Origin of the sequence: Pseudomonas sp. IPO3749, assembly GCF_013386605.1 — a bacterium.
GTDB classification, from domain to species: Bacteria; Pseudomonadota; Gammaproteobacteria; order Pseudomonadales; family Pseudomonadaceae; genus Aquipseudomonas; species Aquipseudomonas azotoformans_A.
In genome coordinates this window covers 136,891-163,095 of the sequence record NZ_JACARN010000018.1, presented here as the reverse complement: position 1 = coordinate 163,095, position 26,205 = coordinate 136,891, and the positions used below count along the sequence as shown (strand labels likewise).

21 protein-coding genes are annotated in these 26,205 nt (G+C 59.4%); 4 read left to right on the top strand and 17 right to left on the bottom strand.

The window, feature by feature from the left end:
• Positions 1-82 precede the first annotated feature (82 nt).
• The 16 genes from dnaE to rpsB form a co-directional block, all read right to left on the bottom strand.
• The gene (gene dnaE / locus HX812_RS09205) at positions 83-3,604 is read right to left on the bottom strand and encodes a DNA polymerase III subunit alpha (protein WP_038849178.1); all 3,522 of its coding nucleotides are present in this window, start codon (positions 3,602-3,604) and stop codon (positions 83-85) included.
• Between the two features lie 73 nt (positions 3,605-3,677).
• Positions 3,678-4,310 carry a ribonuclease HII gene (rnhB, locus tag HX812_RS09200; RefSeq protein ID WP_038849180.1) on the bottom strand — a complete coding sequence of 211 codons (633 nt, stop codon included), beginning with the start codon at positions 4,308-4,310 and terminating at the stop codon, positions 3,678-3,680.
• Positions 4,307-5,446 carry a lipid-A-disaccharide synthase gene (lpxB, locus tag HX812_RS09195; protein WP_038849183.1) on the bottom strand — a complete coding sequence of 380 codons (1,140 nt, stop codon included), beginning with the start codon at positions 5,444-5,446 and terminating at the stop codon, positions 4,307-4,309. Before lpxB ends, rnhB begins: the two co-directional genes overlap by 4 nt.
• A 2-nt stretch (positions 5,447-5,448) precedes the next feature.
• Entirely contained in the window at positions 5,449-6,225 is a 777-nt protein-coding gene (lpxA, locus tag HX812_RS09190; RefSeq protein ID WP_038849186.1) for an acyl-ACP--UDP-N-acetylglucosamine O-acyltransferase, read from the bottom strand.
• Complete coding sequence (fabZ, locus tag HX812_RS09185) at positions 6,222-6,662, bottom strand: 3-hydroxyacyl-ACP dehydratase FabZ (RefSeq protein WP_016976866.1); 441 nt, start codon at positions 6,660-6,662, stop codon at positions 6,222-6,224. Before fabZ ends, lpxA begins: the two co-directional genes overlap by 4 nt.
• A 111-nt stretch (positions 6,663-6,773) precedes the next feature.
• Positions 6,774-7,829 carry a UDP-3-O-(3-hydroxymyristoyl)glucosamine N-acyltransferase gene (lpxD, locus tag HX812_RS09180; RefSeq protein WP_038849188.1) on the bottom strand — a complete coding sequence of 352 codons (1,056 nt, stop codon included), beginning with the start codon at positions 7,827-7,829 and terminating at the stop codon, positions 6,774-6,776.
• 3 nt (positions 7,830-7,832) lie between these two features.
• Entirely contained in the window at positions 7,833-8,336 is a 504-nt protein-coding gene (locus HX812_RS09175) for an OmpH family outer membrane protein (RefSeq protein ID WP_033902788.1), read from the bottom strand.
• A 45-nt stretch (positions 8,337-8,381) separates the two neighbouring features.
• Positions 8,382-10,769, bottom strand: coding sequence for an outer membrane protein assembly factor BamA (bamA, locus tag HX812_RS09170; RefSeq protein WP_038849191.1), 2,388 nt, complete (start codon positions 10,767-10,769; stop codon positions 8,382-8,384).
• A gap of 74 nt (positions 10,770-10,843) precedes the next feature.
• Positions 10,844-12,196, bottom strand: coding sequence for a sigma E protease regulator RseP (gene rseP / locus HX812_RS09165; RefSeq protein ID WP_038849194.1), 1,353 nt, complete (start codon positions 12,194-12,196; stop codon positions 10,844-10,846).
• 53 nt (positions 12,197-12,249) lie between these two features.
• Complete coding sequence (ispC, locus tag HX812_RS09160) at positions 12,250-13,440, bottom strand: 1-deoxy-D-xylulose-5-phosphate reductoisomerase (protein ID WP_033902791.1); 1,191 nt, start codon at positions 13,438-13,440, stop codon at positions 12,250-12,252.
• A complete protein-coding gene (locus HX812_RS09155; protein ID WP_038849198.1) occupies positions 13,437-14,243 on the bottom strand; it encodes a phosphatidate cytidylyltransferase in 807 nt (268 codons plus the stop codon). The genes ispC and HX812_RS09155 overlap by 4 nt, the downstream gene beginning before the upstream one ends.
• Entirely contained in the window at positions 14,244-14,999 is a 756-nt protein-coding gene (gene uppS / locus HX812_RS09150) for a polyprenyl diphosphate synthase (protein ID WP_016974405.1), read from the bottom strand. It lies immediately after the preceding gene.
• A 17-nt stretch (positions 15,000-15,016) separates the two neighbouring features.
• A complete protein-coding gene (gene frr, locus HX812_RS09145; RefSeq protein WP_012722596.1) occupies positions 15,017-15,574 on the bottom strand; it encodes a ribosome recycling factor in 558 nt (185 codons plus the stop codon).
• Positions 15,571-16,314: a UMP kinase gene (pyrH, locus tag HX812_RS09140; RefSeq protein WP_003189161.1), complete on the bottom strand. Its 744-nt coding sequence runs from the start codon at positions 16,312-16,314 to the stop codon at positions 15,571-15,573. The genes frr and pyrH overlap by 4 nt, the downstream gene beginning before the upstream one ends.
• 210 nt (positions 16,315-16,524) lie before the next feature.
• Complete coding sequence (gene tsf / locus HX812_RS09135; protein ID WP_038849203.1) at positions 16,525-17,388, bottom strand: translation elongation factor Ts; 864 nt, start codon at positions 17,386-17,388, stop codon at positions 16,525-16,527.
• A gap of 191 nt (positions 17,389-17,579) precedes the next feature.
• Positions 17,580-18,317, bottom strand: a complete 738-nt coding sequence (rpsB, locus tag HX812_RS09130; protein WP_003189158.1) for a 30S ribosomal protein S2 — start codon at positions 18,315-18,317, stop codon at positions 17,580-17,582.
• 387 nt (positions 18,318-18,704) lie between these two features.
• On the opposite strand from rpsB, the gene map reads away from it, so the two are divergent.
• The 4 genes from map (at position 18,705) to HX812_RS09110 (ending at position 24,357) form a co-directional block, all read left to right on the top strand.
• On the top strand, positions 18,705-19,487 hold the full coding sequence (gene map / locus HX812_RS09125) for a type I methionyl aminopeptidase (protein WP_016975842.1): 783 nt from the start codon (positions 18,705-18,707) through the stop codon (positions 19,485-19,487).
• 62 nt (positions 19,488-19,549) lie between these two features.
• Complete coding sequence (locus HX812_RS09120) at positions 19,550-22,252, top strand: [protein-PII] uridylyltransferase (RefSeq protein ID WP_038849204.1); 2,703 nt, start codon at positions 19,550-19,552, stop codon at positions 22,250-22,252.
• Positions 22,253-22,295: 43 nt separating this feature from the next.
• Positions 22,296-23,495 carry a succinyldiaminopimelate transaminase gene (gene dapC / locus HX812_RS09115; protein ID WP_038849207.1) on the top strand — a complete coding sequence of 400 codons (1,200 nt, stop codon included), beginning with the start codon at positions 22,296-22,298 and terminating at the stop codon, positions 23,493-23,495.
• Positions 23,496-23,619: 124 nt separating this feature from the next.
• On the top strand, positions 23,620-24,357 hold the full coding sequence (locus HX812_RS09110; protein ID WP_050572481.1) for a M12 family metallopeptidase: 738 nt from the start codon (positions 23,620-23,622) through the stop codon (positions 24,355-24,357).
• Here HX812_RS09110 and HX812_RS09105 read toward each other — a convergent pair.
• Complete coding sequence (locus HX812_RS09105; protein ID WP_038849210.1) at positions 24,350-25,993, bottom strand: Na+/H+ antiporter; 1,644 nt, start codon at positions 25,991-25,993, stop codon at positions 24,350-24,352. The two genes, HX812_RS09110 and HX812_RS09105, sit on opposite strands and share 8 nt — an antisense overlap.
• Positions 25,994-26,205 lie beyond the last annotated feature (212 nt).

Sequence of the window (26,205 nt, the reverse complement as noted above, 5' to 3'; positions counted from 1 at the left end):
GCGCCCTACCTTAAGGGAGAGGCGCGTATAGGTCGAGATTAAATGTTCAGTCGAGATCAGGCTATGCAGGATTGCCTGACCGTCAACGGTATTGGAGGAAGACGTTGTCACGGCCGAACTGGTCACGCAATGCTTGAATCAAGCCATCAGCCGGATCAATTCGCCAGGTCTCGCCAAACTGCAACATGGCCTTGGCGTCACTGCCGGTGTACTCCATGGTCACCGGGCACGCGCCACGGTGGCGCTTGAGCAAATCACCCAACCAGCGTAGCTGATCGCCCTTGAGCGCTTCGGTTTTCACCTTCAAGCGCAGGCTTTCGGCCAGATTGGTGCGCGCGTCTTCCATGCTCATCACTCGCTTGATCCGCAGGCGCAGGCCACCGGAGAAGTCATCATTGCTGACCTCCCCCTCCACCACCACCATGGCATCGGTCTGCAACAGCGACTGTGCGGAGTGGAATGCATCGGCAAACAGAGAGGCTTCGATGCGCCCCGAACGGTCATCGAGGGTGATGAAGCCCATCTTGTCGCCCTTTTTATTCTTCATCACCCGCAAGGCGATGATCATGCCAGCGACGGTCTGGGTATCCCGCGCAGGTTTCAGGTCGATGATGCGCTGACGGGCGAAACGACGAATTTCGCCCTCGTATTCGTCAATCGGGTGACCCGTGAGGTACAGGCCCAAGGTGTCTTTCTCACCCTTGAGGCGCTCCTTGAGGGTCAGCTCCTTGGCCTTGCGGTGGTTACCGTACACATCCGCGTCTTCTTCGACGAACAACCCGCCGAACAGGTCGGCATGGCCGCTGTCGTGGGTGCGGGCGGTCTGTTCGGCAGCCTTGATCGCTTCTTCCATGGCGGTGAGCAACACCGCACGGTTGCGGTCGATATTCGCCTGGTAAGCCTTGGGCTCATCATGGAAATATGGGCCGAGACGGTCGAGTGCACCGCTGCGGATCAGGCCATCGAGGGTCCGTTTGTTGATGCGCTTGAGGTCAACCCGCGCGCAGAAGTCGAACAGGTCGGCGAACGGCCCGCTTTGGCGCGCTTCAACGATAGCTTCCACCGGGCTTTCGCCAACGCCCTTGATCGCGCCCAGGCCATAGATGATGCGGCCTTCGTCGTTCACCGTGAACTTGAACTCCGAGGCGTTCACGTCCGGCGCGTCGAGGCGCAGCTTCATGGTGCGCACTTCTTCGATCAAGGTCACGACCTTGTCGGTGTTGTGCATATCCGCCGAGAGTACCGCGGCCATGAACGGCGCCGGGTAGTGGGCCTTCAGCCAGGCAGTCTGGTACGACACCAGGCCGTAGGCGGCGGAGTGGGATTTGTTGAAACCATAACCGGCGAATTTTTCCACCAGGTCGAAGATGTTACCGGCCAGGTCCGCGTCGATGTTGTTGGTTGCACAACCTTCAATGAAACCGCCACGCTGCTTGGCCATCTCCTCGGGCTTTTTCTTACCCATGGCTCGACGCAACATATCCGCGCCGCCGAGGGTATAGCCCGCCATCACCTGGGCGATCTGCATCACCTGTTCCTGATACAGGATGATGCCGTAGGTCGGCGCCAATACCGGCTTGAGGCCTTCGTACTGGTAGTCGGAGTGCGGGTACGCCAACTCGGCACGGCCGTGCTTACGGTTGATGAAGTCGTCCACCATGCCCGATTGCAACGGCCCCGGACGGAACAGGGCCACCAGTGCGATCAAGTCTTCCAGGCAGTCGGGCTTGAGCTTTTTGATCAGCTCTTTCATGCCGCGCGACTCAAGCTGGAACACCGCCGTGGTCTCGGCTTTTTGCAGCAAGGTGTAGGTCGGTTTGTCGTCCAACGGGATAAACGCGATATCCAGTGGCTCTTCGTTGACCTTGGCGCGCTCTCGGTTGATGGTCTTGAGCGCCCAGTCGATGATCGTCAGGGTCCGCAGGCCAAGGAAGTCGAACTTCACAAGGCCAGCCGCCTCCACGTCGTCCTTGTCGAACTGGGTCACCAGGCCGTCGCCTTCTTCGTCGCAATAGATCGGCGAAAAGTCGGTGAGTTTTGTAGGCGCAATCACCACACCACCGGCGTGTTTACCGACGTTACGCACCACACCTTCAAGCTTGCGCGCCATGTCCCAGATTTCGGCGGCCTCTTCATCGATCTTGATGAAGTCGCGCAGGATTTCTTCCTGCTCGTAGGCTTTTTCCAGGGTCATGCCGACTTCGAACGGGATCATCTTCGACAAGCGATCCGCCAAGCCGTAGGACTTGCCCTGCACCCGCGCCACGTCACGGATTACAGCCTTCGCCGCCATGGAACCGAAGGTGATGATCTGGCTCACCGCATTGCGACCGTATTTCTCGGCCACGTATTCGATCACGCGGTCACGGCCGTCCATGCAGAAGTCGACGTCGAAGTCGGGCATGGAAACCCGTTCCGGGTTCAGGAACCGTTCGAACAGCAGGTCATATTCCAGCGGGTCGAGGTCGGTAATCTTCTGTACGTAGGCCACCAGCGAACCGGCACCCGACCCCCGGCCAGGACCTACCGGCACGCCGTTGCTTTTGGCCCACTGGATAAAGTCCATTACGATCAGGAAGTAACCGGGGAACCCCATCTGGATGATGATATCCAGCTCGAAATTCAGCCGGTCGACGTAGACCTGGCGCTTGGCGTCGTAATCCTCGGTGGTGTCCTTGGGCAGCAGGACGCTGAGCCGCTCTTCGAGGCCGTCGAACGAGACTTTGCGGAAGTACTCGTCGATGGTCATGCCATCGGGAATCGGGAAGTTGGGCAGGAAGTGCTTGCCCAGCTTGACTTCGATATTGCAACGCTTGGCAATTTCGACAGAGTTTTCCAGGGCCTCGGGCAGGTCGCTGAACAGCTCGGCCATCTCGTCGGCGCTTTTGAGGTACTGCTCTTCGCTGTAGTTCTTCGAGCGACGCGGGTCATCCAGGGCCCGGCCTTCGCCGATGCACACGCGTGTTTCGTGGGCTTCGAAGTCTTCCTTCTTGATGAAGCGCACATCGTTGGTGGCAACCAGCGGCGCGCCCAGCTTGTCGGCCAGGGCCACGGCGGCGTGCAGGTGCTCTTCGTCGTTGGGGCGATTGGTACGCTGGACTTCCAGGTAGAAACGGTCAGGAAAGACCTGCATCCACTCCTTGGCCAGGACTTCGGCTTCCTGCGGATTGCCACCCAGCAGCGCGATACCGATCTCGCCCTCTTTGGCGGCCGACAGCATGATCAGCCCTTCGCTGGCCTCGGCGACCCATTCGCGCTCGATGATGATCGAGCCATTGCGCTGGCCGTCGATGAAACCACGGGAAATCAGTTCGGTGAGGTTGCGGTAACCCACGCCGTTCATCGCCAACAGGCTGATACGGCTAAGTGCGTTATCCGGATCTTTGTTGGACAGCCACAGGTCAGCGCCGCAGATCGGCTTGATGCCAGCGCCCATGGCGTTCTTGTAGAACTTGACCAGGGAACACATGTTGTTCTGATCGGTCACCGCGACCGCAGGCATGTTCATGCCCACCAGGGTTTTGACCAGCGGTTTGATCCGTACCAGGCCGTCGACCAGGGAGTATTCAGTGTGCAGGCGTAGGTGAACGAATGAAGCCGGCATAGTGATCTCTTATACGTGGAAAACAACAAGGCCCGGATTGTACCGGGCCTTGAGCAAAACATCAGCCTTGCGACTAGACCTCGTTGAGGCTCTCGCGCAGCTCATAGGCCTGGCGAACCGGGGCGAACGAGCGGCGGTGGATCGGCGTAGGCCCCAGCCGAGCCAAGGCTTCCAGATGAACGGGCGTCGGATAGCCCTTATGCCCGCCAATGCCGTAGCCGGGGTAGATCAATTCAAACGCGGCCATTTCACGATCACGGCTGACTTTGGCCAGGATCGAGGCGGCTGCGATGGCAGGCACCTTGCTATCACCCTTCACCACCGCCTCAGAAGGCATGGCCAGCTTGGGGCAACGGTTACCGTCGATCATCGCCATTTTGGGCGTGATATGCAGGCCTTCAACCGCACGCTGCATCGCGAGCATGGTGGCGTGAAGAATATTCAGCTCGTCGATTTCTTCGACTTCGGCCCGGGCGATGTGCCAGCTCAGGGCTTTTTCGATGATCTCGTCGTAGAGCTTTTCACGGCGCGCCTCGGTGAGTTTCTTCGAGTCGTTGAGGCCGAGGATCGGGCGGTTCGGATCGAGGATTACCGCCGCCGTGACCACGGCACCGCACAAAGGCCCACGCCCGACTTCGTCGACACCGGCGACCAGTTCGTGGGCTTCGGCAACCAGGCTGAAATCCAGACCCATTTGCGTCGTCATAAGGCTTCCTGTTTCTGGCCGATCAAGGTCAGCACGGCGTCGGCCGCCTGGTTCGAGGCATCACGGCGCAATATGCGATGGATGTCGTCAAAACCTCGGGTCTGTTCTTCGCCGCCGTCGATCAACGGTAGCAGCGTTTGCGCAAGGGCCTCAGGCGTCGCATCGTCCTGCAACAACTCCGGCACCAACAGGCGCTGGGCCAGCAGATTGGGCAGGGAGATGTAAGGGCTTTTGACCATGCGCTTGAGAATCCAGAAGGTCAGCGGCGCCAAGCGGTAGGCCACCACCATCGGACGCTTGTAGAGCAAGGCCTCCAAGGTGGCTGTGCCCGAAGCAATCAGCACCGCATCACAGGCCGCCAGGGCCAGGTGCGACTGGCCGTCGAGCAGAGTCAACGGCAGGTTGCGGCCTTCCAGCAGCGTTTCGATCTGCGCACGACGCTGTGGGCTCGCGCAGGGCAGCACGAAACGTACGCCCGGCTTCAAGGCTTGCAGACGCTCGGCAGCATCAAAGAATACCGAGGCCAGGCGGCCGACTTCGCCACCACGACTGCCCGGCATCAGCGCGACCAACGGGCCGTCGGGCAAGCCCAGCTCGGCACGCGCGGCGGCGCGGTCAGCCTGCAACGGAATCGTATCGGCCAGGGTATGCCCCACAAACCGTACCGGTACGCCCTTCTCTTCGTAGAACCGCGCCTCGAACGGCAGCAGTGTCAGCATCAGGTCGCAGCCTTCACGGATCTTCAGCACGCGCTTCTGCCGCCACGCCCACACGGACGGGCTGACGTAGTGCACGGTCTTGATGCCGGCCTGACGCAACTTGAGTTCGATATTGAGCGTGAAATCCGGCGCATCGATGCCGATGAACACATCGGGTTTTTCTTCGATCAGGGTCTGGATCAGTAGCTTGCGACGGGCCAACAGCTCACGCAGGCGACCCAGCACTTCGACCAGTCCCATGACCGACAAACGCTCCATAGGGAAGTAGGACGTGAGCCCTTCGGCCTGCATCAGTGGACCGCCGACGCCAATGAATTCAACCGCCGGATGCTGGGCCTTGAGGGCCCGCATAAGACCTGCGCCTAGAATGTCGCCGGAAGCTTCCCCGGCCACCAGCGCGATACGCAGATTGGCCATGATCAGCGGGTGATGCCGCGGGTCGACGCCTGGATCGAGTCACGGAACACCGCGACTTCCGGGAACAACGCTGCCGGCTCGACCAGTTGGGTCAACGCCTGGTCAACCGTGAGACCCTGGCGGTAAACCACCTTGTAGGCACGGCGCAGGGCGTGGATGGCGTCTTCGCTGAAACCACGACGGCGCATGCCTTCGAAGTTCATGCTGCGCGCTTCGGCCGGGTTGCCGAATACCGTGACAAATGCCGGAACGTCCTTGCCAATGGCGGTGCCCATGCCGGAAAAGCTGTGGGCGCCAATATGGCAGTACTGATGGACCAGGGTGAACCCGGACAGAATCGCCCAATCGTCAACGTGCACATGCCCGGCCAACGCGGTGTTGTTGACCAGGATGCAGTGGTTGCCGATGACGCTGTCGTGACCGATATGCGCATAGGCCATCACCAGGTTGTGATCACCCAGGGTGGTCTCGGCCCGATCCTGAACGGTACCACGGTGAATGGTCACGCCTTCACGGATGATGTTGTGATCACCGATTACCAGGCGTGTCTCTTCACCCTTGTACTTCATGTCCGGGGTGTCTTCACCTACCGAGGAAAACTGATAGATGCGATTGTGTTTGCCAATGCGGGTCGGACCTTTGAGGATCACGTGCGGCCCGATGACAGTCCCCTCGCCGATTTCCACACCTGCGCCGATGATCGACCAGGGGCCGACCTCAACGTCGGCGGCCAGAACGGCCGACGGATCGATGATTGCGCGAGGGTCAATCAAACTCATAGTTTGCGTTCCGCACAGATGATCTCGGCGGAGCACACCGGCTTGCCGTCCACCGAGGCCTGGCATTCGAACTTCCAGATCTGGCGCTTGCAGCTGATGAACTTGGCTTCAAGGATCAACTGGTCACCCGGGGTCACCGGGTTGCGGAAACGCAACTTGTCGGAGCCCACGAAATAGTAAAGCGTGCCGTCGGCAGGCTTGAGGTCGAGCATTTTGAAACCAAGGATACCGGCAGCCTGGGCCATCGCTTCGATGATCAACACGCCCGGCATGATGGGATGCGCAGGAAAGTGACCGTTGAAGAACGGTTCGTTGATGCTGACATTCTTGTAGGCACGAATGCGCTTTTCCTCGATGTTGAGGTCCACTACGCGGTCCACCAGCAGGAACGGGTAACGGTGAGGCAGGTATTCGCGAATCTCGTTGATGTCCATCATTTCGGGGGGAAGCCTGTAATAAAGATTGGGGGCGGGCGAACTAAACGCACGCCCCGCTAGCAAATCAAGGAGGCAGTCTAGCGGCTGTGCACACTTGATATGGAAATGGTATCAGCCTTCTGATGAAGCATTACCGCCAGGGGTCACGTCCGCAACACGCTTTTCCAGCTGTTTGAGACGTCGAGCCATGTCGTCGAGCTGCCTCAACCGCGCTGCACTCTTGCGCCATTCAGCCGCAGGCTGCATGGCGGTACCGGAAGAATAGGCCCCTGGCTCGGTGATCGAGTGGGTGACCATGGTCATGCCAGTGATGAAGACGTTGTCGCAAATATCGATATGCCCTACCAGCCCGACGCCACCGGCAAGCATGCAATGCTTGCCGATCTTGGTGCTGCCGGAGATACCCACGCAGGCCGCCATGGCGGTGTGATCGCCAATCTGCACGTTATGGGCGATCTGGATCTGGTTGTCGAGCTTCACGCCGTTGCCAATCACGGTATCGGCCAGGGCCCCGCGATCGACAGCCGTGTTCACGCCGATTTCCACGTCGTCGCCGATCAATACACCGCCGACCTGGGCGATCTTGTTCCAGATGCCCTTGGCGTTGGCAAAGCCGAAGCCTTCACCGCCAATCACGGCACCCGACTGGATGACTACACGCTCACCGATACGCACGTCGTGGTACAGGGTCACGCGCGGCGCCAGCCAACCGCCAGCGCCGATCTCGCAGCGCGCGCCGATAAAGCAGTGGGCACCGACTGTGACATCGGATGCGATGCGTGCCCCACTCTCGATCACCGCAAAGGCACCGATGCTGGCCGCAGGATCAACCTGGGCATCATCAGCAATGACCGCAGACGGATGAATCCCGGCGGCAGCCTTGGGCTTCGGATCGAACAGATGCGACACCCGCGCATAAGCCAGGTACGGGTCAGGCACCACCAGCGCATCCCCGGTAAACCCTTCGGCGTCAGCGGCTTTCAGCAACACGGCTGCAGCTTGGCTGTCGACCAGGTATTTACGGTATTGGGGGTTTGCGAGGAAGCTCAACTGAGCTGGGCCAGCCTCCTGCAAGGTGGCTAGCCCAGTGATTTCTTTCTCCGGGGAACCACGCAAGGTGGCCCCCAGGAACTCGGCCAACTCGCCGAGCTTGATAGTCGCGGTCATGGCTTACTTCAGCTGGTTCATGCGCTCGATCACCTGACGGGTGATGTCGTATTGAGGCTTGACGTCGATCACAGCGCCACGCTCGAACACCAGGTCAAAGGCACCTTTCTTGATGACTTCTTCCACAGCGCTGTCGAGTTTCGGCTTCAGTTGTTTCAGCATTTCACGGTCAGCAACGGCCTTGGCTTCGTTCAGTTCTTTGGACTGGAACTGGTAGTCACGGGCCTTTTGCTTGAATTCAAGCTCCAGACGCTCGCGCTCGCCTTGCTGCATTTTGTCGCCACCGGCAACCAGACGATCCTGAATACCTTTGGCGCTGCTTTCAAGGGTCTTGAGCTTGGTCAGTTGTGGGCCGAATTTTTTCTCGGCATCCACGGCATAACGCTTGGCCGCATCGGATTCCAGCAGGGCCATCTGATAGTTCAGGACGGCGATTTTCATTTCGGCGAAGGCCGGGGTCGCTACCAGCACGGTTGCCAGTAGAACCAATTGAGTCAACTTACGCACGATGCACTCCTACAGAATCCGTTGTCGTTATCTTGGGTCAGACGCTTAGAACGTCTGGCCGAGGGAGAATTGGAAAATCTGGGTCTCAGCGTTATCCGGTTTCTTGATCGGCATGGCCAGAGCAAAGCTCAATGGGCCCAGCGCGGTCACCCAGGTCACACCTACACCCACGGAGCTTGCCAGGTTGCTCAGGCTCACATCGTTGCACTGGGTGTTGGACTTCACGCCGCTCGGGTTACGGATCTGCTCGCACTTGGAGTCGAACACGTTACCCACGTCCCAGAAGACCGAAGTCCGCAGGGAACGCTGATCTTTGACGAACGGCAGCGGGAACAGGATCTCTGCACCACCCTGGATCAACACGTTACCACCGAACGGCAGCGGATCGTCGTCGGAGTCCACTACAGTGCCCTGGTTACCGGTTACGCCAACACCACGGCTTGGCGTACCACGTGGGCCCAAGGTGCTGTCTTTGAAACCACGTACGGAGTTGAAACCACCCGCGTAGTAGTTCTCGTAGAACGGTAGACCATTGGTGGAGCCATAACCATCGCCGTAGCCCAGCTCAGTGTGCAGGCGCATGGTGTAGTTGTCGCTCAACGGCGTGAACAACTGGCCACGGTAGTCGAGCTTGAAGAACGACAGGTCGCTGCCAGGCGTGGTGGTTTCCAGGGTCAGGCTCTGGGAGTGACCACGGGTTGCCAGTACACCTTTGTTCAGCGTCGACTCGGACCAGCCGGCAGACGCCTTGAAGTTCAGGAACTTGTCACCTTCACGACGGGTGAAGTCGAAGATCTCGTCCACGGTGTACACACCGGTCTTGATCTCATCCTGTTGCGCGGTCAAACCGAACGTCAGACGCGAAGTCTCGCTGATCGGGTAACCGATGTTCACACCGGCGCCGAGGCTGTCGATCGCATAGCTTGCAACGTCAACGTCGAGGTCTTTGTAGTCGGTGGTGCGGTAGAAGGCATTGTAGCCCAGGCTCACACCGTCAGCAGTCCAGTAGGGGTCGGTATAACCGAAGTTGTATCGGCTCTGGTATTCGCTTCGGGTCAGGCCGATGGACACACGGTTACCGGTACCCAGGAAGTTGTTCTGGGTGATCGAACCACCGAGGATCAGGCCGGCACTCTGTGCGAAGCCGACGCTGGCGGTGATCGAGCCGGAAGCTTGTTCTTCCACGGCGTAGTTCACATCAACCTGGTCATCCACGCCCGGTACGGCCGGGGTTTCGACGTTGACTTCCTTGAAGAAGCCCAGGCGCTCAAGACGGGTCTTGGACTGGTCGATCAGGTAAGTCGACGCCCAGCCACCTTCCATCTGACGCATTTCACGACGCAGCACTTCGTCCGCAGACTTGGTGTTGCCACGGAAGTTGATACGGTTCACGTAGGCACGCTTGCCTGGATCGACCACAAAGGTGATGTCCACGGTGTGGTCATCATCATGGGGCGTCGGCACGCCGTTGACGTTGGCGAAGGTGTAGCCTTCGTTACCCAGGCGACGGGTGATCAGCTCGGAAGTGGTGGTCATCAGCTTGCGCGAGAACACTTGGTCCTTCTGCACCAGCAACAGCGCCTTGACCTGGTCTTCAGGCACTTTCAGGTCGCCGCTCAGCTTCACGTCACGAACCTTGTACTTCTCGCCTTCGTTGACGTTGACGGTGATGTAGACGTGCTTCTTGTCCGGGGTGATGGACACCTGGGTCGAAGCGATATCCATGTTGATATAGCCACGGTCCAGGTAGTAGGAACGCAGGCGTTCCAGGTCACCGGACAGCTTTTCGCGGGCGTACTTGTCATCGTTCTTGAAGAACGACAACCAGTTGGTGGTCTTGAGTTCGAACAGGTCGATCAGGTCATCATCAGCGAACTTGGTGTTACCCACCACGTTGATGTGCTGGATCGCCGCCACGGTGCCTTCGTTGATATTGACCTTGAGGCCAACACGGTTACGAGGCTGTGGCACCACTTCCGTTTCCACGGTTGCGGAGTAGCGACCCTGGGCAACGTACTGGCGTTGCAGCTCGTTACGCACACCTTCGAGGGTGGCGCGCTGGAAGATCTCGCCTTCGGCCAGGCCGGATTGCTTGAGACCTTTCATCAAGTCCTCAGTAGAGATCGCCTTGTTGCCTTCGATCTCGATACTGGCGACGGATGGTCGCTCGACCACGGTGATGACCAGGACGTTGCCTTCGCGACCCAGTTGGATGTCTTGAAAGAAACCGGTTTTGAACAGCGCACGAGTGGATTCCACCAGGCGACGGTCATCAGCCTGTTCACCGACGTTCAACGGTAATGCACCAAAGACGCTACCCGCGGAAACCCGCTGGAGGCCGTTGACGCGAATATCGGAGATGGTGAAGGACTCGGCGTGAACTTCGGCGATCATCAATACGGTGAGAACCGCAGTTAGCAGCAGACGTTTCATGAAGTCCTTTCTTATTCCAACTGGCAATAAACAAACTGCCGCAAAATGCGGCAGATTCGCAATTCAGCGAAGCGTTACAGTCGACCCAGATCGTTGACCAAGGCTAATAACATCACCCCGACCACCAAACTGATACCGATCTGTATCCCCCAACCCTGCACCCGATCCGACAAGGGGCGACCACGCACCCACTCGACCAGATAAAACAACAGATGCCCCCCATCCAATACAGGAATGGGCAGCAAATTCAGAACACCCAGGCTAATACTCAGATAAGCCAGGAAATTCAGGAAATCCGCGACACCCGACTGGGCAGAAGCGCCCGCCACTTTAGCAATGGTTATCGGTCCACTCAAGTTTTTTACCGAGAGCTCGCCGAACAACATTTTCTTGAGGGATTCGAGGGTCAGCACACTCATGGTCCAAGTGCGTTTTGCACCTTCGCCAATCGCTGCCAACGGCCCGTAACTCACCTCGCGCACCATCGATGGCGGCCAGTCGACAGCCTTGACCCCAGCACCCAGGTAACCCCCGGCAGCCTTGGCTTCCCCACGGACCGACAAGGTCACCGGGACGTCGATTTGAGCACCGTCGCGCTCAACTTTCAGCACAATTTTAGTATCAGGACGTACACGAACCAGATCGACCACCTGCTGCCAGTCGCCGAGCGCCTGGCCGTCGAGGGCCAACAGGCGATCACCGGTTTTCAGGCCGGCAGCCTGGGCCGGACCTTTCGGGTCCAGCTCTGCAAGGACCGGCGGCAAGGCCGGACGCCATGGGCGAATGCCCAGGGACTTGATCGGATCAGGCTCATCGGCGCCCTTTAGCCAATGGTCGAGGGTCAGCTCACGCGGGGTTTCGCTGGTGGAATCCTGCTCGCGCACCACCACATTGACGATGCCGCTTTCACCGAGGCGACGCACCAACTGCAAATTCACCGCGCCCCAGCCCGTGGTGGGCTCGCCATCAATAGATACAATTTCCTGCCCGGCAACCAACCCTGCCTTGGCGGCAATACTGTCCGACTCGACCGCGCCAATGACCGGACGCACTTGCTGGCTGCCCAGCATGGCCAACACCCAGAAGAACACCATCGCCAACAGGAAGTTGGCGATCGGGCCGGCGGCGACGATGGCGATACGCTGACGAACGGTCTTGCGATTGAAAGACTGATCCAACTGATCTGCCGGCACTTCGCCTTCGCGCTCATCGAGCATCTTGACGTAGCCACCCAGCGGAATGGCTGCAATCACGAACTCGGTGCCACGACGGTCGTGCCAGCGCACCAGCGGCATGCCGAAACCGACGGAAAAGCGCAGTACCTTGACGCCGCAACGACGCGCCACCCAGAAGTGGCCGAATTCGTGGAAGGTAACCAGCACACCCAGAGCAACCAGGGTGCCGACAATCATGTAAAGCGCACTCATCTAATTTCTCCGCATTCCAATCCAGTGCCTGAAGACTCAAACCTGCCTGCAGACTAACGCGCGTTGCGGCTCAACCATTGTTCTGCCAGGGCCCGAGCCTTGGTATCGGCCTCGAAGACGGCCCCAAGCTCATTCACCGCGACGACAGGCTCAAGCGCCAGGACGTCCTCGATGATACTCGCGATCTGCGGAAAGCGGATGCGCCGTTCGAGAAACGCTGCCACAGCCACTTCGTTGGCCGCGTTCAGCATCGCCGGTGCGCTGTTACCCGCTTCAGCCGCCTGCCGCGCCAGACGCAGGCAAGGGAAGCGTTGTTCGTCCGGCGCCTCGAAATCCAGGCGGGCCACGGCAAACAGGTCCAAGGGCGCTACGCCCGAATCAATCCGCTCCGGCCAGGCCAGGGCGTTGGCAATCGGCGTGCGCATATCAGGGTTGCCCAACTGCGCCAGGACCGAACCGTCCACGTAGTCGACCAGGGAATGAATCACACTTTGTGGGTGAATCACCACCTCGACCTGATCCGGACGCGCATCGAACAACCAGCACGCCTCGATCAGCTCCAGGCCTTTGTTCATCATGCTCGCTGAATCCACGGAGATCTTGCGCCCCATGGACCAGTTCGGATGAGCGCACGCCTGGTCGGGCGATACGTGCTCCAGTTCAGCCAGCGGGGTTTGTCGAAACGGACCACCGGAAGCCGTCAGCAGGATCCGACGCACACCCACCTGGCTCAGGCCACGGGCATAATCGCCGGGCATGCACTGGAAGATTGCATTGTGTTCGCTGTCCAGCGGCAACAACACGGCACCGCTCTTGCGCACCGCCTGCATAAAGAGCGCACCGGACATGACCAGCGCTTCTTTATTGGCCAGCAGGATCTTCTTGCCAGCATCCACGGCAGCCAAGGTTGGGCGCAGGCCCGCTGCGCCGACAATGGCGGCGACGACAGTATCGACTTCAGCATCGGACGAGACCTGACACAGCCCCTCCTCACCCACCAACACTTGAGTGGACAGCCCGGCAGCCCGCAGATCGTCCTGCAGCCCACGAGCCGCCGCCGCCTCAGGCACCACGGCGAAACGCGGCGCATGACGCACACACAAGGCCAGCAATTCGCTCAAACGGGTAAAACCGGTCAGGGCAAAGACCTGGTAGCGATCAGGATGACGAGCAATAACATCGAGGGTGCTCAGCCCCACCGAACCGGTTGCACCCAGCACGGTGACTTGCTGCAGGCGGCTCACGAAGCGGTCATCCACAAGAGTACGGCGAAGATCGGGATGGCAGCGGTCAGGCTGTCGATGCGGTCCAACACGCCGCCGTGACCCGGCAGCAGGTTGCTGCTGTCCTTGATCCCGGCCTGACGCTTGAACATGCTTTCGGTGAGATCGCCCACGACCGAGATGAACACGACGATGGCAGTGGCCAGCAGCGCCAGGAAAATCTCTTTCACCGACCAGCCACGCACAACACCGACGACCAGCGCGATCACCAGCGTCAACGCCAGGCCGCCATACACGCCCTCCCAGCTCTTGCCTGGACTGACCGCCGGCGCCAGCTTGCGCTTGCCGAAGGCCCGGCCTGAGAAGTACGCACCGATATCAGCGCCCCAGACCAGCACCATCACCGCCAGGATCAGCCAGTTACCCATTGGATAACGCTTGATCTCCACCAACCCTTGCCAGGCCGGCAACAGAATCAACAAGCCAATCACCAACTTGCAGGCCACACTTGACCACTTGCCGCTGGTGCGTGGAAAGGTCAGCACCAGGAATGTCGCCAGCGCCCACCACAGCACGGCCGCCCCCAACACCCAAGGCGCAAGGTCCGGCAGGATGTACAAGAGGAACGCCAAGGCAGCCACGACAGCGGCATACACGACACGCGGCAATTGCGCGCTGAAACCCGCCAGGCGCGCCCATTCCCAGGCACCGAGGGTGACGACCAGGCCGATAAACAGCGCAAAGGCGGAACCCTCGAGCAGGAAAAACCCACACAAGGCAATCGGCAACAGGATCAGTGCTGTGATGATTCGTTGTTTAAGCATTTAAACCCGGGCTCCAGCTTCGATCTGCTCGCTCGTTTTACCGAAGCGACGCTGACGGGAAGCGAAATCGGCCAGCGCATTGCGCATGGCATCGTGTTTGAAGTCCGGCCAGAACAGGTCGGAGAAGTACAGCTCGGTGTACGCCAGCTGCCACAGCAGGAAATTGCTGATGCGGTGCTCGCCACCGGTACGAATGCACAAGTCAGGCAACGGCAGATCGCCGGTCACCAGGCAGGTTTGCAACAGTTCGGGGGTGATGTCGTCGGGCCGCAGATGACCGGCCTGCACTTCGCGCGCCAGTCGTTGTGCAGCCTGGGCGATATCCCACTGGCCACCGTAGTTGGCTGCGATCTGCAGCACAAATCGATTGGCCCCGGCCGTGATGGCCTCGGCTTCGCGCATGGCGGCTTGCAGTTCAGGGTGAAAGCGCGAGCGATCGCCGATGATGCGCAGGCTGATGTTGTTGTCGTTAAGCCGTTTGGCTTCACGACGCAAAGCCTTGAAGAACAGGTCCATCAAGGCGCTGACTTCTTCGGCGGGCCGTTGCCAGTTTTCACTGGAGAAGGCGAACAAGGTCAGCACCTCGACCTTGGCCTCGGCGCATACCTCAATCACAGCCCTTACCGCATCGACACCCGCTTTATGCCCGGCAACACCCGGCATAAAGCGTTTCTTCGCCCAGCGATTATTCCCATCCATGATGATCGCGACATGGCGCGGCACCACAGAGGGTACAGTCTGCTTGGTCTTTTCCATGAAGGCGTCCTGACCCCTTATACGGCCATCAGGTCCTTTTCTTTCTCTTCCGTGGCCTTGGTGATCTGGGCCTCGGCATCTTTGGTCAGCTTGTCGATATCAGCGGTGGCACGACGCTCTTCGTCTTCGCTGATTTCCTTGTCCTTGACCAGTTTCTTCAGGTCACCCAGGGCATCGCGACGAATGTTGCGCACGGCAACACGGGCGTCTTCGGCAGCACTGCGCGCCTGCTTGGTGAAGCCCTTGCGGGTTTCTTCGGTCAGGGCCGGCATGGAGATCAGCAGCAGCTCACCCAGGTTGGTCGGGTTGAGGTTCAAACCGGCGCTCTGGATGGCCTTGTCGACAGCACCCAGCATGTTGCGCTCGAACGCGACGACCTGCAGGGTGCGCGAGTCTTTAACGGTAATGTTGGCAACGCTGCTGATCGGGGTATCGGAACCGTAGTAAGGCACCATCACGCTGCCCAGGATGCTTGGGTGCGCCTTGCCGGTACGGATCTGGCCGAATGCATGGCTCAGGGATTCCAGGGATTTTTGCATACGCGCCTGGGCGTCTTTCTTGATTTCGTTGATCATTGTTGGCCTTCCTCGATCAGAGTCCCTTCTGCGCCGCCGTGTACGATATTCAGCAGGGCGCCGGGCTTGTTCATGTTAAATACGCGCAGCGGCATCTTGTGGTCGCGGCACAGGCAAATAGCCGTCAGGTCCATCACGCCCAGCTTGCGATCCAGCACTTCATCGTAGGTCAGATGATCGAACTTCTCGGCATGCGGGTCTTTGAATGGATCGGCAGTGTACACGCCATCCACCTTGGTCGCCTTCAACACCACGTCAGCGTCGATTTCGATGGCGCGCAGGCAGGCTGCGGAGTCGGTGGTGAAGAACGGGTTGCCCGTACCAGCAGCGAAGATCACCACTTCCTTGGAGTTCAGGTGGCGCATGGCTTTGCGGCGGTCATAGTGATCGGTCACACCAACCATGGAAATAGCCGACATCACGATAGCCGAGATGTTGGCACGCTCCAGGGCGTCACGCATGGCCAGGGCGTTCATTACAGTGGCCAGCATGCCCATGTGGTCGCCAGTGACCCGATCCATGCCGGCGGCGCTCAGTGCCGCACCGCGGAACAGGTTGCCGCCGCCAATCACCAGGCCGACCTGCACGCCGATACCGACCAGTTGGCCGACTTCCAGCGCCATGCGGTCGAGCACCTTGGGATCGATCCCGAACTCTTCCGAGCCCATCAGGGCCTCGCCGCTAAGCTTGAGTAGAATGCGTTTATAGCGAGCCTGATAACCACTGCCCTGCTGAGCCATTGCGAATCTCTCCTGCGGCGTATTTTTAAAAATTCTTGGCGAGCCGTTTACGGCTTGCGTTCACTCTAGCTGGACGCTGCTACAGCGCCATCGGAACACGGCTTTGTAAGCCAGTTCCGAAGGGAAGCCAATTAAAATCGGCCTTCCCATTTGAAAAGAGGCTGCGCGCGTGAGCGGGCAGCCTCTTTCGGGCGACAGTTGAAAACTGTCTTATTGCTTGGCGGCAGCCAGCTGGGCAGCAACTTCTTCAGCGAAGTTGTCGACCGGCTTCTCGATGCCTTCGCCTACTTTGTAGTAAGTGAAGGAAACGATTTCAGCACCGGCTTTCTTGGCCAGTTCGCCAACCTTGATTTCAGGGTTCTTGACGAACGCCTGCTCAACCAGGCTCGCTTCAGCCAGGAACTTGCTGATACGGCCTTTGATCATGTTTTCAACGATGTTTTCTGGCTTGCCGGCGATCTTGTCGGCGTTCAGGCTCAGGAACACAGCTTTTTCACGCTCGATCGCTTCGTCAGAAACTTCCGAAGGCAGCAGGAATTCTGGGTTGCTTGCAGCAACGTGCATAGCGATGTCTTTGGCCAGCTCAACGTCGCCGCCTTTCAGAACAACGGCTACACCGATCTTGTTGCCGTGCAGGTAACCACCCACCACATCACCTTCAACGCGAGTCAGGCGACGGATGTTGACGTTTTCGCCAACCTTGCCGACCAGTACCAGGCGATCAGCTTCTTGAGCTTCGATCAGAGGCTCAACGGTAGTCAGCTTGTCGTCGAATGCTTTCTTGACGCTGGCAGCAACGAATGCCTTGAAGTCGTCTTGCAGGGCCAGGAAGTCGGTCTGCGAGTTCACTTCCAGCAGAACGGCGGCTTTACCGTCTTCAACCAGAGCGATAGCGCCTTCAGCAGCGACGTTGCCGGCTTTCTTGGCAGCCTTGATGGCGCCCGAGGCACGCATGTCGTCGATGGCTTTTTCGATGTCGCCGCCGGCCTTGGTCAAGGCCTTTTTGCAATCCATCATGCCTTCGCCGGTACGCTCACGCAGTTCTTTAACCAACGCTGCAGTAATCTCTGCCATTTCAAAATCCTCTTGGATAGGTTTTCAACCATTCCACCCGATCAAACGGGCGATCAATTCTTCCCGAATCTCCGTTGTAGGCCACTGCACGTTACAAATGATGTAGCTGCGTTACCGACAAACGGTTTTCGAGGTGGCAAAAAGGGGGCCAAGCCCCCTTTTTGCTTACTGAGTCAACGCCAGGGCGCTAATTACTCAGCGGCAGCTACCGGAGCTTCTTCAACGAACTGCTCGGTACCACCAGCAACGTGGTTGCGACCACGGATTACAGCGTCAGCCATCGAACCCATGTACAGCTGGATAGCGCGGATTGCGTCATCGTTGCCTGGGATGATGTAGTCAACGCCTTCCGGGCTGCTGTTGGTATCGACTACGCCGATAACAGGGATGCCCAGCTTGTTGGCTTCGGTGATCGCGATGCGCTCGTGATCAACGTCGATAACGAACAGTGCGTCAGGCAGACCGCCCATGTCCTTGATACCACCCAGGGAACGATCGAGCTTTTCCAGGTCACGGGAGCGCATCAGCGCTTCTTTCTTGGTCAGCTTGGCGAAAGTACCGTCTTCGGCTTGCACTTCAAGGTCACGCAGACGCTTGATGGAAGCACGGATGGTTTTGAAGTTGGTCAGCATGCCGCCCAACCAGCGGTGATCGACGTACGGCGAACCGCAACGTGCTGCTTCTTCAGCAACGATCTTGCCAGCGGAACGCTTGGTGCCGACGAACAGAATCTTGTTTTTGCCCTGGGCCAGGCGCTCTACGAAAGTCAGAGCTTCGTTGAACATTGGCAGGGTTTTTTCAAGGTTGATGATGTGGATCTTGTTACGCGCGCCGAAAATGTATTTACCCATTTTCGGGTTCCAGTAACGGGTCTGGTGACCGAAGTGCACACCGGCCTTCAGCATATCGCGCATGTTGACTTGGGACATGATAGTTCCTTAATAAGTCGGGTTTGGCCTCCACGTACCCCAATGACCAACCAGCGGCATCAAGGCCTCCGGCACCCAGGTCATCGTGTCGACACGTGTGTGGATTTAAGCTTTGCGAGGTATCCCCGGAAAGCGGCGCATTTTATACCACAGCATCGGCAAAAACGGAATACGCAATCACATTTGCCGCTGCGCGCTTTCGTGTAACCCCTTGAATAGAGCCAACATAGCCCAACCTTATAGAGAGAAGCGATCATCAGAGGCTCATGATTTGAGGCCATCGTCTGTTAGAATCGCGTTTTCTGTGGCTTGTGCGAACTCTGCAACCTTTTGTCGCACGCCCGTAAACCGTATTGATTTCAGCGCGTCGCGCTAGAGAGAGCCTGTATGACCGTTAGCTTGAAAACCGCCGAAGACATCGCTGGCATGCGCATCGCCGGCAAACTGGCTGCCGACGTGCTGGAAATGATCGCCGAACACGTCAAGCCCGGCGTCACCACCGAAACCCTGAACCAGATCTGCCACGACTATATAGTCAACGTGCAGGGCGCCATCCCTGCGCCGCTGAACTACAAAGGCTTCCCCAAGTCGATCTGCACCTCGGTCAACCACGTGGTCTGCCACGGGATTCCAGGCGACAAGCCATTGAAGGACGGCGACACCCTGAACATTGACGTCACCGTGATCAAGGACCGCTACTTCGGCGACACCAGCCGCATGTTCCACGTCGGCAATGTGCCGGTCTGGGCCGAGCGCCTGTCCCAGGTCACCCAGGAATGCATGTACAAGGCCATCGAAATCGTCAAGCCTGGCTGCCGCCTGGGCGACATCGGTGAAGTGATCCAGAAGCACGCGGAAAAGAACGGCTTCTCGGTGGTGCGCGAATTCTGCGGCCACGGTATCGGCACCGTGTTCCACGAAGAGCCGCAGATCCTGCACTACGGCCGCGCTGGCACCGGCATGGAGCTCAAGGCGGGCATGACCTTCACCATCGAGCCGATGATCAACCAGGGCAAGGCCGACACCAAGGTGCTGGGCGACGGCTGGACCGCTATCACCAAGGACCGCAAGCTCTCGGCCCAGTGGGAACATACCCTGCTGGTCACCGAGACCGGCTACGAGATCTTCACCCTGCGCGCTGACGACACCATTCCACGCGTTTCGGCGTGATGATTGCTTCGGTTTTCCCGCAACCCTGTAACTGACTTATAGATAGAAAGGAAAGCCGATCGATGCCCCAGGTGGACCCCGAACTCTTCGACCGTGGCCAGTTCCAGGCCGAACTGGCCCTGAAGGCGAGCCCTATCGCCGCGTTCAAGAAGGCTATCCGCCAGGCCCGCGAGGTGCTCGACGAGCGCTTTCGCAGCGGCCGGGACATCCGCCGTCTGATCGAGGACCGCGCCTGGTTCGTCGATAACATCCTGCAAAAGGCCTGGGAGCAGTTCAGTTGGAGCGAAGACGCCGACATCGCCCTGGTGGCGGTCGGCGGCTATGGGCGCGGCGAGCTGCACCCCTACTCGGACATCGACCTGCTGATCCTGCTGGACAGCGCCGATCATGAGATCTTTCGCGATTCCATCGAGCGTTTTCTGACGCTGTTGTGGGACATCGGCCTGGAAGTCGGCCAAAGCGTGCGCTCGGTCGACGAATGCGCCGAAGAGGCCCGTGCCGACCTTACCGTGATCACCAACCTCATGGAAAGCCGCACCATCGCCGGCCCCGAGCGCCTGCGCCAGCGCATGCTCGAAGTCACCAGCACCGCGCACATGTGGCCGAGCAAAGACTTCTTCCTGGCCAAGCGTGCCGAGCAGAAGGCCCGGCACCACAAGTACAACGACACCGAATACAACCTGGAACCCAACGTCAAAGGCTCGCCCGGCGGCCTGCGGGATATCCAGACGATTTTGTGGGTTGCCCGTCGCCAGTACGGCACCCTGAACCTGCGCGCCCTGGCTGGCGAAGGCTTCCTGGTAGAGAGCGAAAACGCCCTGCTGGCCTCGTCCCAGGAGTTCCTGTGGAAAGTGCGCTACGCCCTGCACATGCTCGCCGGGCGCTCCGAGGACCGTCTGCTGTTCGACCACCAGCGCTCCATCGCCACCCTGCTGGACTTTGAGGGCGAGGACGCGAAGACCAGCATCGAAAGCTTCATGCAGCAGTATTACCGGGTGGTCATGAGCATTGCCCAGCTCAGCGACCTGATCATCCAGCACTTCGAAGAGGTGATCCTGGCCCCCGAAGACGAAGCGCCGCCGCAGCCGATCAACGCGCGCTTCCAACTGCACGACGGCTATATCGAGGCACGCAACGACAACGTGTTCCGCCGTACGCCGTTCGCCATGCTGGAAATCTTCGTGCTGATGGCCCAGCAGCCGGAAATCAAAGGCGTGCGCGCCGACACCATCCGCCTGCTGCGGGAGAACCGTCACCTGATCGACGACGATTTCCGCAACGATATCCGCAACACCAGCCTTTTCATCGAGCTGTTCAAGTGCAAGATCGGTATCCACCGCAACCTGCGACGCATGAACCGTTACGGCATCCTGGGGCGCTACCTGCCGGAGTTCGGCTTTATCGTCGGGCAGATGCAGCACGACCTGTTCCACATCTATACGGTGGACGCCCACACCCTGAATCTGATCAAGCACCTGCGTAAGCTTCAGTACACGCAAGTGTCAGAGAAATTCCCGCTGGCCAGCAAACTCATGGCCAAGCTGCCCAAGCCCGAGCTGATCTACCTGGCTGGCCTGTACCACGACATCGGCAAGGGTCGGCATGGCGACCACTCCGAGGTGGGCGCGGTTGACGCCGAGGCCTTTTGCCAGCGCCACCAACTGCCCGTGTGGGACAGCCGCCTGATCGTCTGGCTGGTGCAGAACCATCTGGTGATGTCGACCACCGCCCAGCGCAAGGACTTGTCCGACCCGCAGGTGATCCACGACTTTGCGCAGATCGTCAGCGATGAAACCCGCCTCGACTATCTGTACGTGCTGACCGTCTCCGACATCAACGCTACCAACCCGACACTGTGGAACTCCTGGCGTGCCAGCCTGTTGCGCCAGCTCTACACCGAGACCAAGCGAGCCTTGCGCCGTGGCCTGGAAAACCCGGTGGACCGCGAAGAGCAGATCCGCCGCACCCAAAGCGCGGCCTTGGACATTCTGGTGCGCGGCGGCAACGATCCGGACGACGTGGAACAGTTGTGGTCGCAGCTGGGTGACGATTACTTCCTGCGCCACACCGCCGGCGACGTAGCCTGGCACACCGATGCGATCCTGCAACAGCCTGCCGATGGCGGCCCGTTGGTGCTGATCAAGGAAACCACCCAGCGCGAATTCGAAGGCGGCACGCAGATCTTCATCTACGCGCCGGACCAGCACGACTTCTTCGCCGTGACCGTAGCGGCCATGGACCAACTCAACCTGAACATCCATGACGCACGGGTCATCACCTCCAGCAGCCAGTTCACCCTCGACACCTATATCGTGCTCGACACCGATGGCGACTCTATTGGCGACAACCCGGCACGCGTGAAAAAGATCCGCGAAGGCCTGACCGAGGCCCTGCGCAACCCTGACGACTACCCGACCATCATCCAGCGCCGGGTACCGCGCCAACTCAAGCACTTTGCGTTTGCGCCACAGGTGACCATTTCCAATGACGCCCAGCGCCCGGTGACGGTACTGGAACTCAGCGCCCCGGATCGCCCAGGCCTGCTGGCCCGCATCGGCGGGATTTTCCTGGAGTTCGACCTGTCGTTGCAAAACGCCAAGATCGCGACCCTCGGCGAGCGCGTGGAAGACGTGTTCTTCATCACCGATGCCGACAACCAGCCGCTGTCCGACCCGGAACTGTGCCTGCGCCTGCAGGAAGCCATCGTCCAGCAGCTGAGCGTCACCCAGGAACCCGGCGTCGAGCTGACACGCCTGACTATTTGAAAAGCGTCGCCCCAGTTTTTAACGCCTTGCACGAGATCCACCGATGAACAACGCTCTGAACCAGCTCCAGCCCTACCCGTTCGAGAAACTGCGCGCCCTGCTGGGCAGCGTCACGCCGAACCCGGACAAGCGCCCGATTGCGCTCTCCATCGGCGAACCGAAACATAAATCGCCCACTTTCGTGGCCGAAGCATTGAGCAACAACCTCGACCAGATGGCCGTGTACCCGACCACGCTGGGCATCCCGGCCCTGCGCGAAGCCATCGGTGCCTGGTGCGAACGCCGCTTCAACGTGCCCAAGGGCTGGCTCGACCCGGCGCGCAACATCCTGCCGGTCAACGGCACCCGTGAAGCGCTGTTCGCCTTTACCCAAACCGTGGTCAACCGTGGCGAAGACGTGCTGGTCGTGAGCCCGAACCCGTTCTATCAGATCTATGAAGGCGCCGCGTTCCTCGCCGGGGCCAAGCCGCACTACCTGCCGTGCCTGGACGCCAATGGCTTCAACCCGGACTTCGACGCCGTGACGCCAGACATCTGGAAACGCTGCCAGATCCTGTTCCTGTGCTCGCCCGGCAACCCGACCGGCGCGCTGATCCCGGTCGATACCCTGAAAAAACTCATCGCCCTGGCCGACGAATACGACTTCGTCATCGCTGCCGACGAGTGCTACAGCGAGTTGTACTTCGACGAACAAACCCCGCCACCCGGCCTGCTGAGCGCCTGCGTTGAACTGGGCCGCCAGGACTTCAAGCGCTGCGTGGTGTTCCACAGCCTGTCCAAGCGCTCCAACCTGCCGGGCCTGCGCTCCGGTTTTGTGGCCGGCGACGCCGACATCCTCAAGGCGTTCCTGCTGTACCGCACCTACCACGGCTGCGCGATGCCGGTGCAGACGCAGCTGGCCAGTATTGCGGCCTGGCAGGATGAAGCCCACGTGCTCGCCAATCGTGACTTGTATCGCGAAAAATTCGACGCGGTGTTGGCGATTCTCAAGCCAGTGCTGGACGTAGAGAGTCCGGATGGCGGCTTCTATTTGTGGCCGAATGTAAATGGCGACGACGCCGCGTTCTGCCGTGACCTGTTCGTGGAAGAACACGTGACCGTCGTGCCGGGTTCGTACCTGTCACGGGAAGTGGACGGCTTCAACCCTGGCGCCGGCCGTGTGCGCATGGCGCTGGTTGCGCCGCTGGCGGAGTGTGTGGAAGCGGCGGAGCGGATTCGCGGGTTTATTCAACGCAAGCAGTGAAAGGCAGAGCCCACGCGCTCCACATATACGTGGGCTCACACTCTCGCACGCCATGATCAGGAACGTTCTTGCGGTCTGGACGAATAAACCAACACCTTCGTCCTACCTGACCACGGGAAAAACCATGATCAATGCAGCCGCTCATCCAGCTACTCACTTCTCACCAGCCACCACTCAAAGCGCTGACCTCACCACCGATGCGCCCACTCTTTCAAGGCACCGGCGCAATATTGGCGAGCCTCGCAAGTACTGGCCGCAGAACAGCACGATCAAAATCGCCCTATTCGATCACGCCCCGGACAGTGAATATGCGAAGGCGGTCAAAGCAGCCGCGAGCGAATGGTTGCCCCATATCAATCTCAAATTCGAATTCGTGGCTGGCAACAAAGGCGATGTTCGAATTGAAGCCGCCACAACCAGCGGCGGCCACTCAGCAATCGGCAAAATGTCGAATCGCATGGGTCAGGCAATCCCATCCATGACACTACCGATTGACCACAAACACCCCAAGTTCGCATACGTTGTGATGCATGAGTTTGGACATATGCTGGGAGCTCATCACGCCCATCAACATCCAGACTCAAACATTCCGTGGAACACAGAAAAGACCTACGAGTACTACAAGAAAACTCACAACATGGGCAAGTCTGAAGTAGACAACAATGTTCTCCCTGTGCCCAAACGGCCGAAATACGATCTGCTTCCCTATGACGGAGACTCTGTCATGCACTATGAAATCAAGCCGGACGTAACGGATGGGAACTGGGGCCAGTCCGAAACCTGGTCCTTGAGTGAGGGCGATATTGCTTGGGCGAAAAAAGCCTATCCCAAGGAACAGCCAGCTGAGTCGCCAGTCACCTGATCTTGCCCAGGTTCGCCTCACTCATATCCAGATCCGCCAGCACCTCACGCAGCACGTCATCACCAATCTGGTGATGACGACTCAAACTGTACAACTCCAACCGCTGCGCCCGCAGGGCCTTGAGCCGCAGTTTGCGCTCCAGCAGGTCCATCTGCTGCGCCAGGGCCTGGGCTTCGGCGGAGTCGTTGAACACGTCCAATTGGTGGCGATATTCCGACATCAGCCGTGCCTTGAGCTCCGTGGCAAGCGCGGCTTGAGCGGCGTCCTGGGTTTCGGCGTCTGCCGGTTCCTGCGTTTCAAGCGCGTGGATGGCCGCAACGGCAGTCCTCTTCCAGGCTTCGCGCACTTCCTTGTGGCGTTTTTCGTCCGGGCTTTTTTCGATGCCACGCAACAGTAGCGGCAACGCGATACAGGCGGCGACCAGCGACAACAGAATCACGCCTGCCGCGATGAAAATCAGCAGGTCACGCTCGGGAAAATCCTGCCCCGGCGCCAGCAACAACGGCACCGACATCACACCCGCCAACGTCACCGCACCGCGCACGCCGCCGACCGTCAACAGCCAGCAGGAACGCGCAGTCGGCACCAGCGTCAGTTCGCTTTTGCCACGCAACCTGCGCAGCAAGCCCGACAACCGCCAGATGCTCTGCACCCAGATAAAGCGCAGCACCACCAGCACCAGGAAGATCGCGATGACATCCAGGCAGCGATAAAACAGGGTTGGCCACAACGTCGTCTCGTGACTGACGACTGCCTTGATGATGTCTGGCAGTTGCAGGCCCAGCAGCAGGAAGATCAAACCGTTGAAGGCGAACTCCAGCAACGACCACACGCTGCGATTGAGCAGGCGCGTGCTGGTCTGGCGCGGCAACAGGTCGAGCCAGCTTTGCATCATGCCCGCCGCCACCGCCGACAAAATGCCCGATGCGCCCAAGCGTTCGGCCAGCACATAGGCCGCAAATGGCAGCAGCAACATGAACACCACGTGGGTGGCCGGGTCGTCCCAGCCACGGGCGATCATCCACGCGCGCAAACGGCCGACCAGCCAGCTCAGGGCCACGCCGACTGCCAGGCCACCGACAGCCACCAGGACGAATGTGAGGCTGGCATCCGCCAGGGAAAACACCCCGGTCAGCGCCGCCGCCAGGGCGAACTTGAAGGTCACCAGGCCCGAAGCATCATTCATCAAGGCCTCGCCCTGGAGCATGTGCATCAGCGGCGTGGGCAAGCGATTCTGGGAAATGGCCGACACCGCCACGGCATCCGTCGGCGACAACACGGCCGCCAGGGCGAAGGCCACCGGCAACGGGATAGTTGGCAAGATCCAATGGATGAAGTAACCGGCGCCCACCACGGTAAACAGCACCAGGCCCACCGCCAACGTCAGGATCGGCCCACGCAGCCGCCACAACTCGCGCTTGGGCATGCGCCAACCATCCGAGAACAACAGCGGCGGCAGGAACAGAAACAGGAACAACTCGGGGTCCAGCGCCACATGCAGCCCCAGCGTCGGCCAGGCCAGCAGGGCACCGGCGGCAATCTGAACCAAGGGCAACGGCAGAGGAATGACACGCCCGACCAGACGCGAAACGCTGACCAGCATCAGCAGGATAAGAACGGTGTAGGCGGTTTGCATAACGCGGTTTTCCCGGACAATCGACTTGCAACGACACACATCAGGCAACAACTGACCGTTGAAGTGCCATATTACCCGGCTATGTTACTCGCTGGCTTTTGCACAAAAGTCGCACAGCGCTGACGAGCGGCACCCAAACGCGCTGGTCGTGGCATAATCCGTGACCTTTCGTTTCTACTTGGTCCAAAGGGGGGCAATTCCTTGACCGCTTC

Bases quoted from the DNA above. Each gene is read 5' to 3' on its own strand.
- fabZ (WP_016976866.1), bottom strand. From the start codon at position 6,662: ATGATGGACATCAACGAGATTCGCGAATACCTGCCTCACCGTTACCCG.
- frr (WP_012722596.1), bottom strand. From the start codon at position 15,574: ATGATCAACGAAATCAAGAAAGACGCCCAGGCGCGTATGCAAAAATCC.
- rpsB (WP_003189158.1), bottom strand. From the start codon at position 18,317: ATGTCCCAAGTCAACATGCGCGATATGCTGAAGGCCGGTGTGCACTTC.
- HX812_RS09120 (WP_038849204.1), top strand. From the start codon at position 19,550: ATGCCCCAGGTGGACCCCGAACTCTTCGACCGTGGCCAGTTCCAGGCC.
- HX812_RS09110 (WP_050572481.1), top strand. From the start codon at position 23,620: ATGATCAATGCAGCCGCTCATCCAGCTACTCACTTCTCACCAGCCACC.
- tsf (WP_038849203.1), bottom strand. From the start codon at position 17,388: ATGGCAGAGATTACTGCAGCGTTGGTTAAAGAACTGCGTGAGCGTACC.
- map (WP_016975842.1), top strand. From the start codon at position 18,705: ATGACCGTTAGCTTGAAAACCGCCGAAGACATCGCTGGCATGCGCATC.
- lpxB (WP_038849183.1), bottom strand. From the start codon at position 5,446: ATGGCCAATCTGCGTATCGCGCTGGTGGCCGGGGAAGCTTCCGGCGAC.
- lpxD (WP_038849188.1), bottom strand. From the start codon at position 7,829: ATGACCGCGACTATCAAGCTCGGCGAGTTGGCCGAGTTCCTGGGGGCC.
- dapC (WP_038849207.1), top strand. From the start codon at position 22,296: ATGAACAACGCTCTGAACCAGCTCCAGCCCTACCCGTTCGAGAAACTG.
- rnhB (WP_038849180.1), bottom strand. From the start codon at position 4,310: ATGACGACGCAAATGGGTCTGGATTTCAGCCTGGTTGCCGAAGCCCAC.
- lpxA (WP_038849186.1), bottom strand. From the start codon at position 6,225: ATGAGTTTGATTGACCCTCGCGCAATCATCGATCCGTCGGCCGTTCTG.
- pyrH (WP_003189161.1), bottom strand. From the start codon at position 16,314: ATGGCTCAGCAGGGCAGTGGTTATCAGGCTCGCTATAAACGCATTCTA.
- dnaE (WP_038849178.1), bottom strand. From the start codon at position 3,604: ATGCCGGCTTCATTCGTTCACCTACGCCTGCACACTGAATACTCCCTG.
- bamA (WP_038849191.1), bottom strand. From the start codon at position 10,769: ATGAAACGTCTGCTGCTAACTGCGGTTCTCACCGTATTGATGATCGCC.
- HX812_RS09105 (WP_038849210.1), bottom strand. From the start codon at position 25,993: ATGCAAACCGCCTACACCGTTCTTATCCTGCTGATGCTGGTCAGCGTT.
- HX812_RS09155 (WP_038849198.1), bottom strand. From the start codon at position 14,243: ATGCTTAAACAACGAATCATCACAGCACTGATCCTGTTGCCGATTGCC.
- uppS (WP_016974405.1), bottom strand. From the start codon at position 14,999: ATGGAAAAGACCAAGCAGACTGTACCCTCTGTGGTGCCGCGCCATGTC.
- rseP (WP_038849194.1), bottom strand. From the start codon at position 12,196: ATGAGTGCGCTTTACATGATTGTCGGCACCCTGGTTGCTCTGGGTGTG.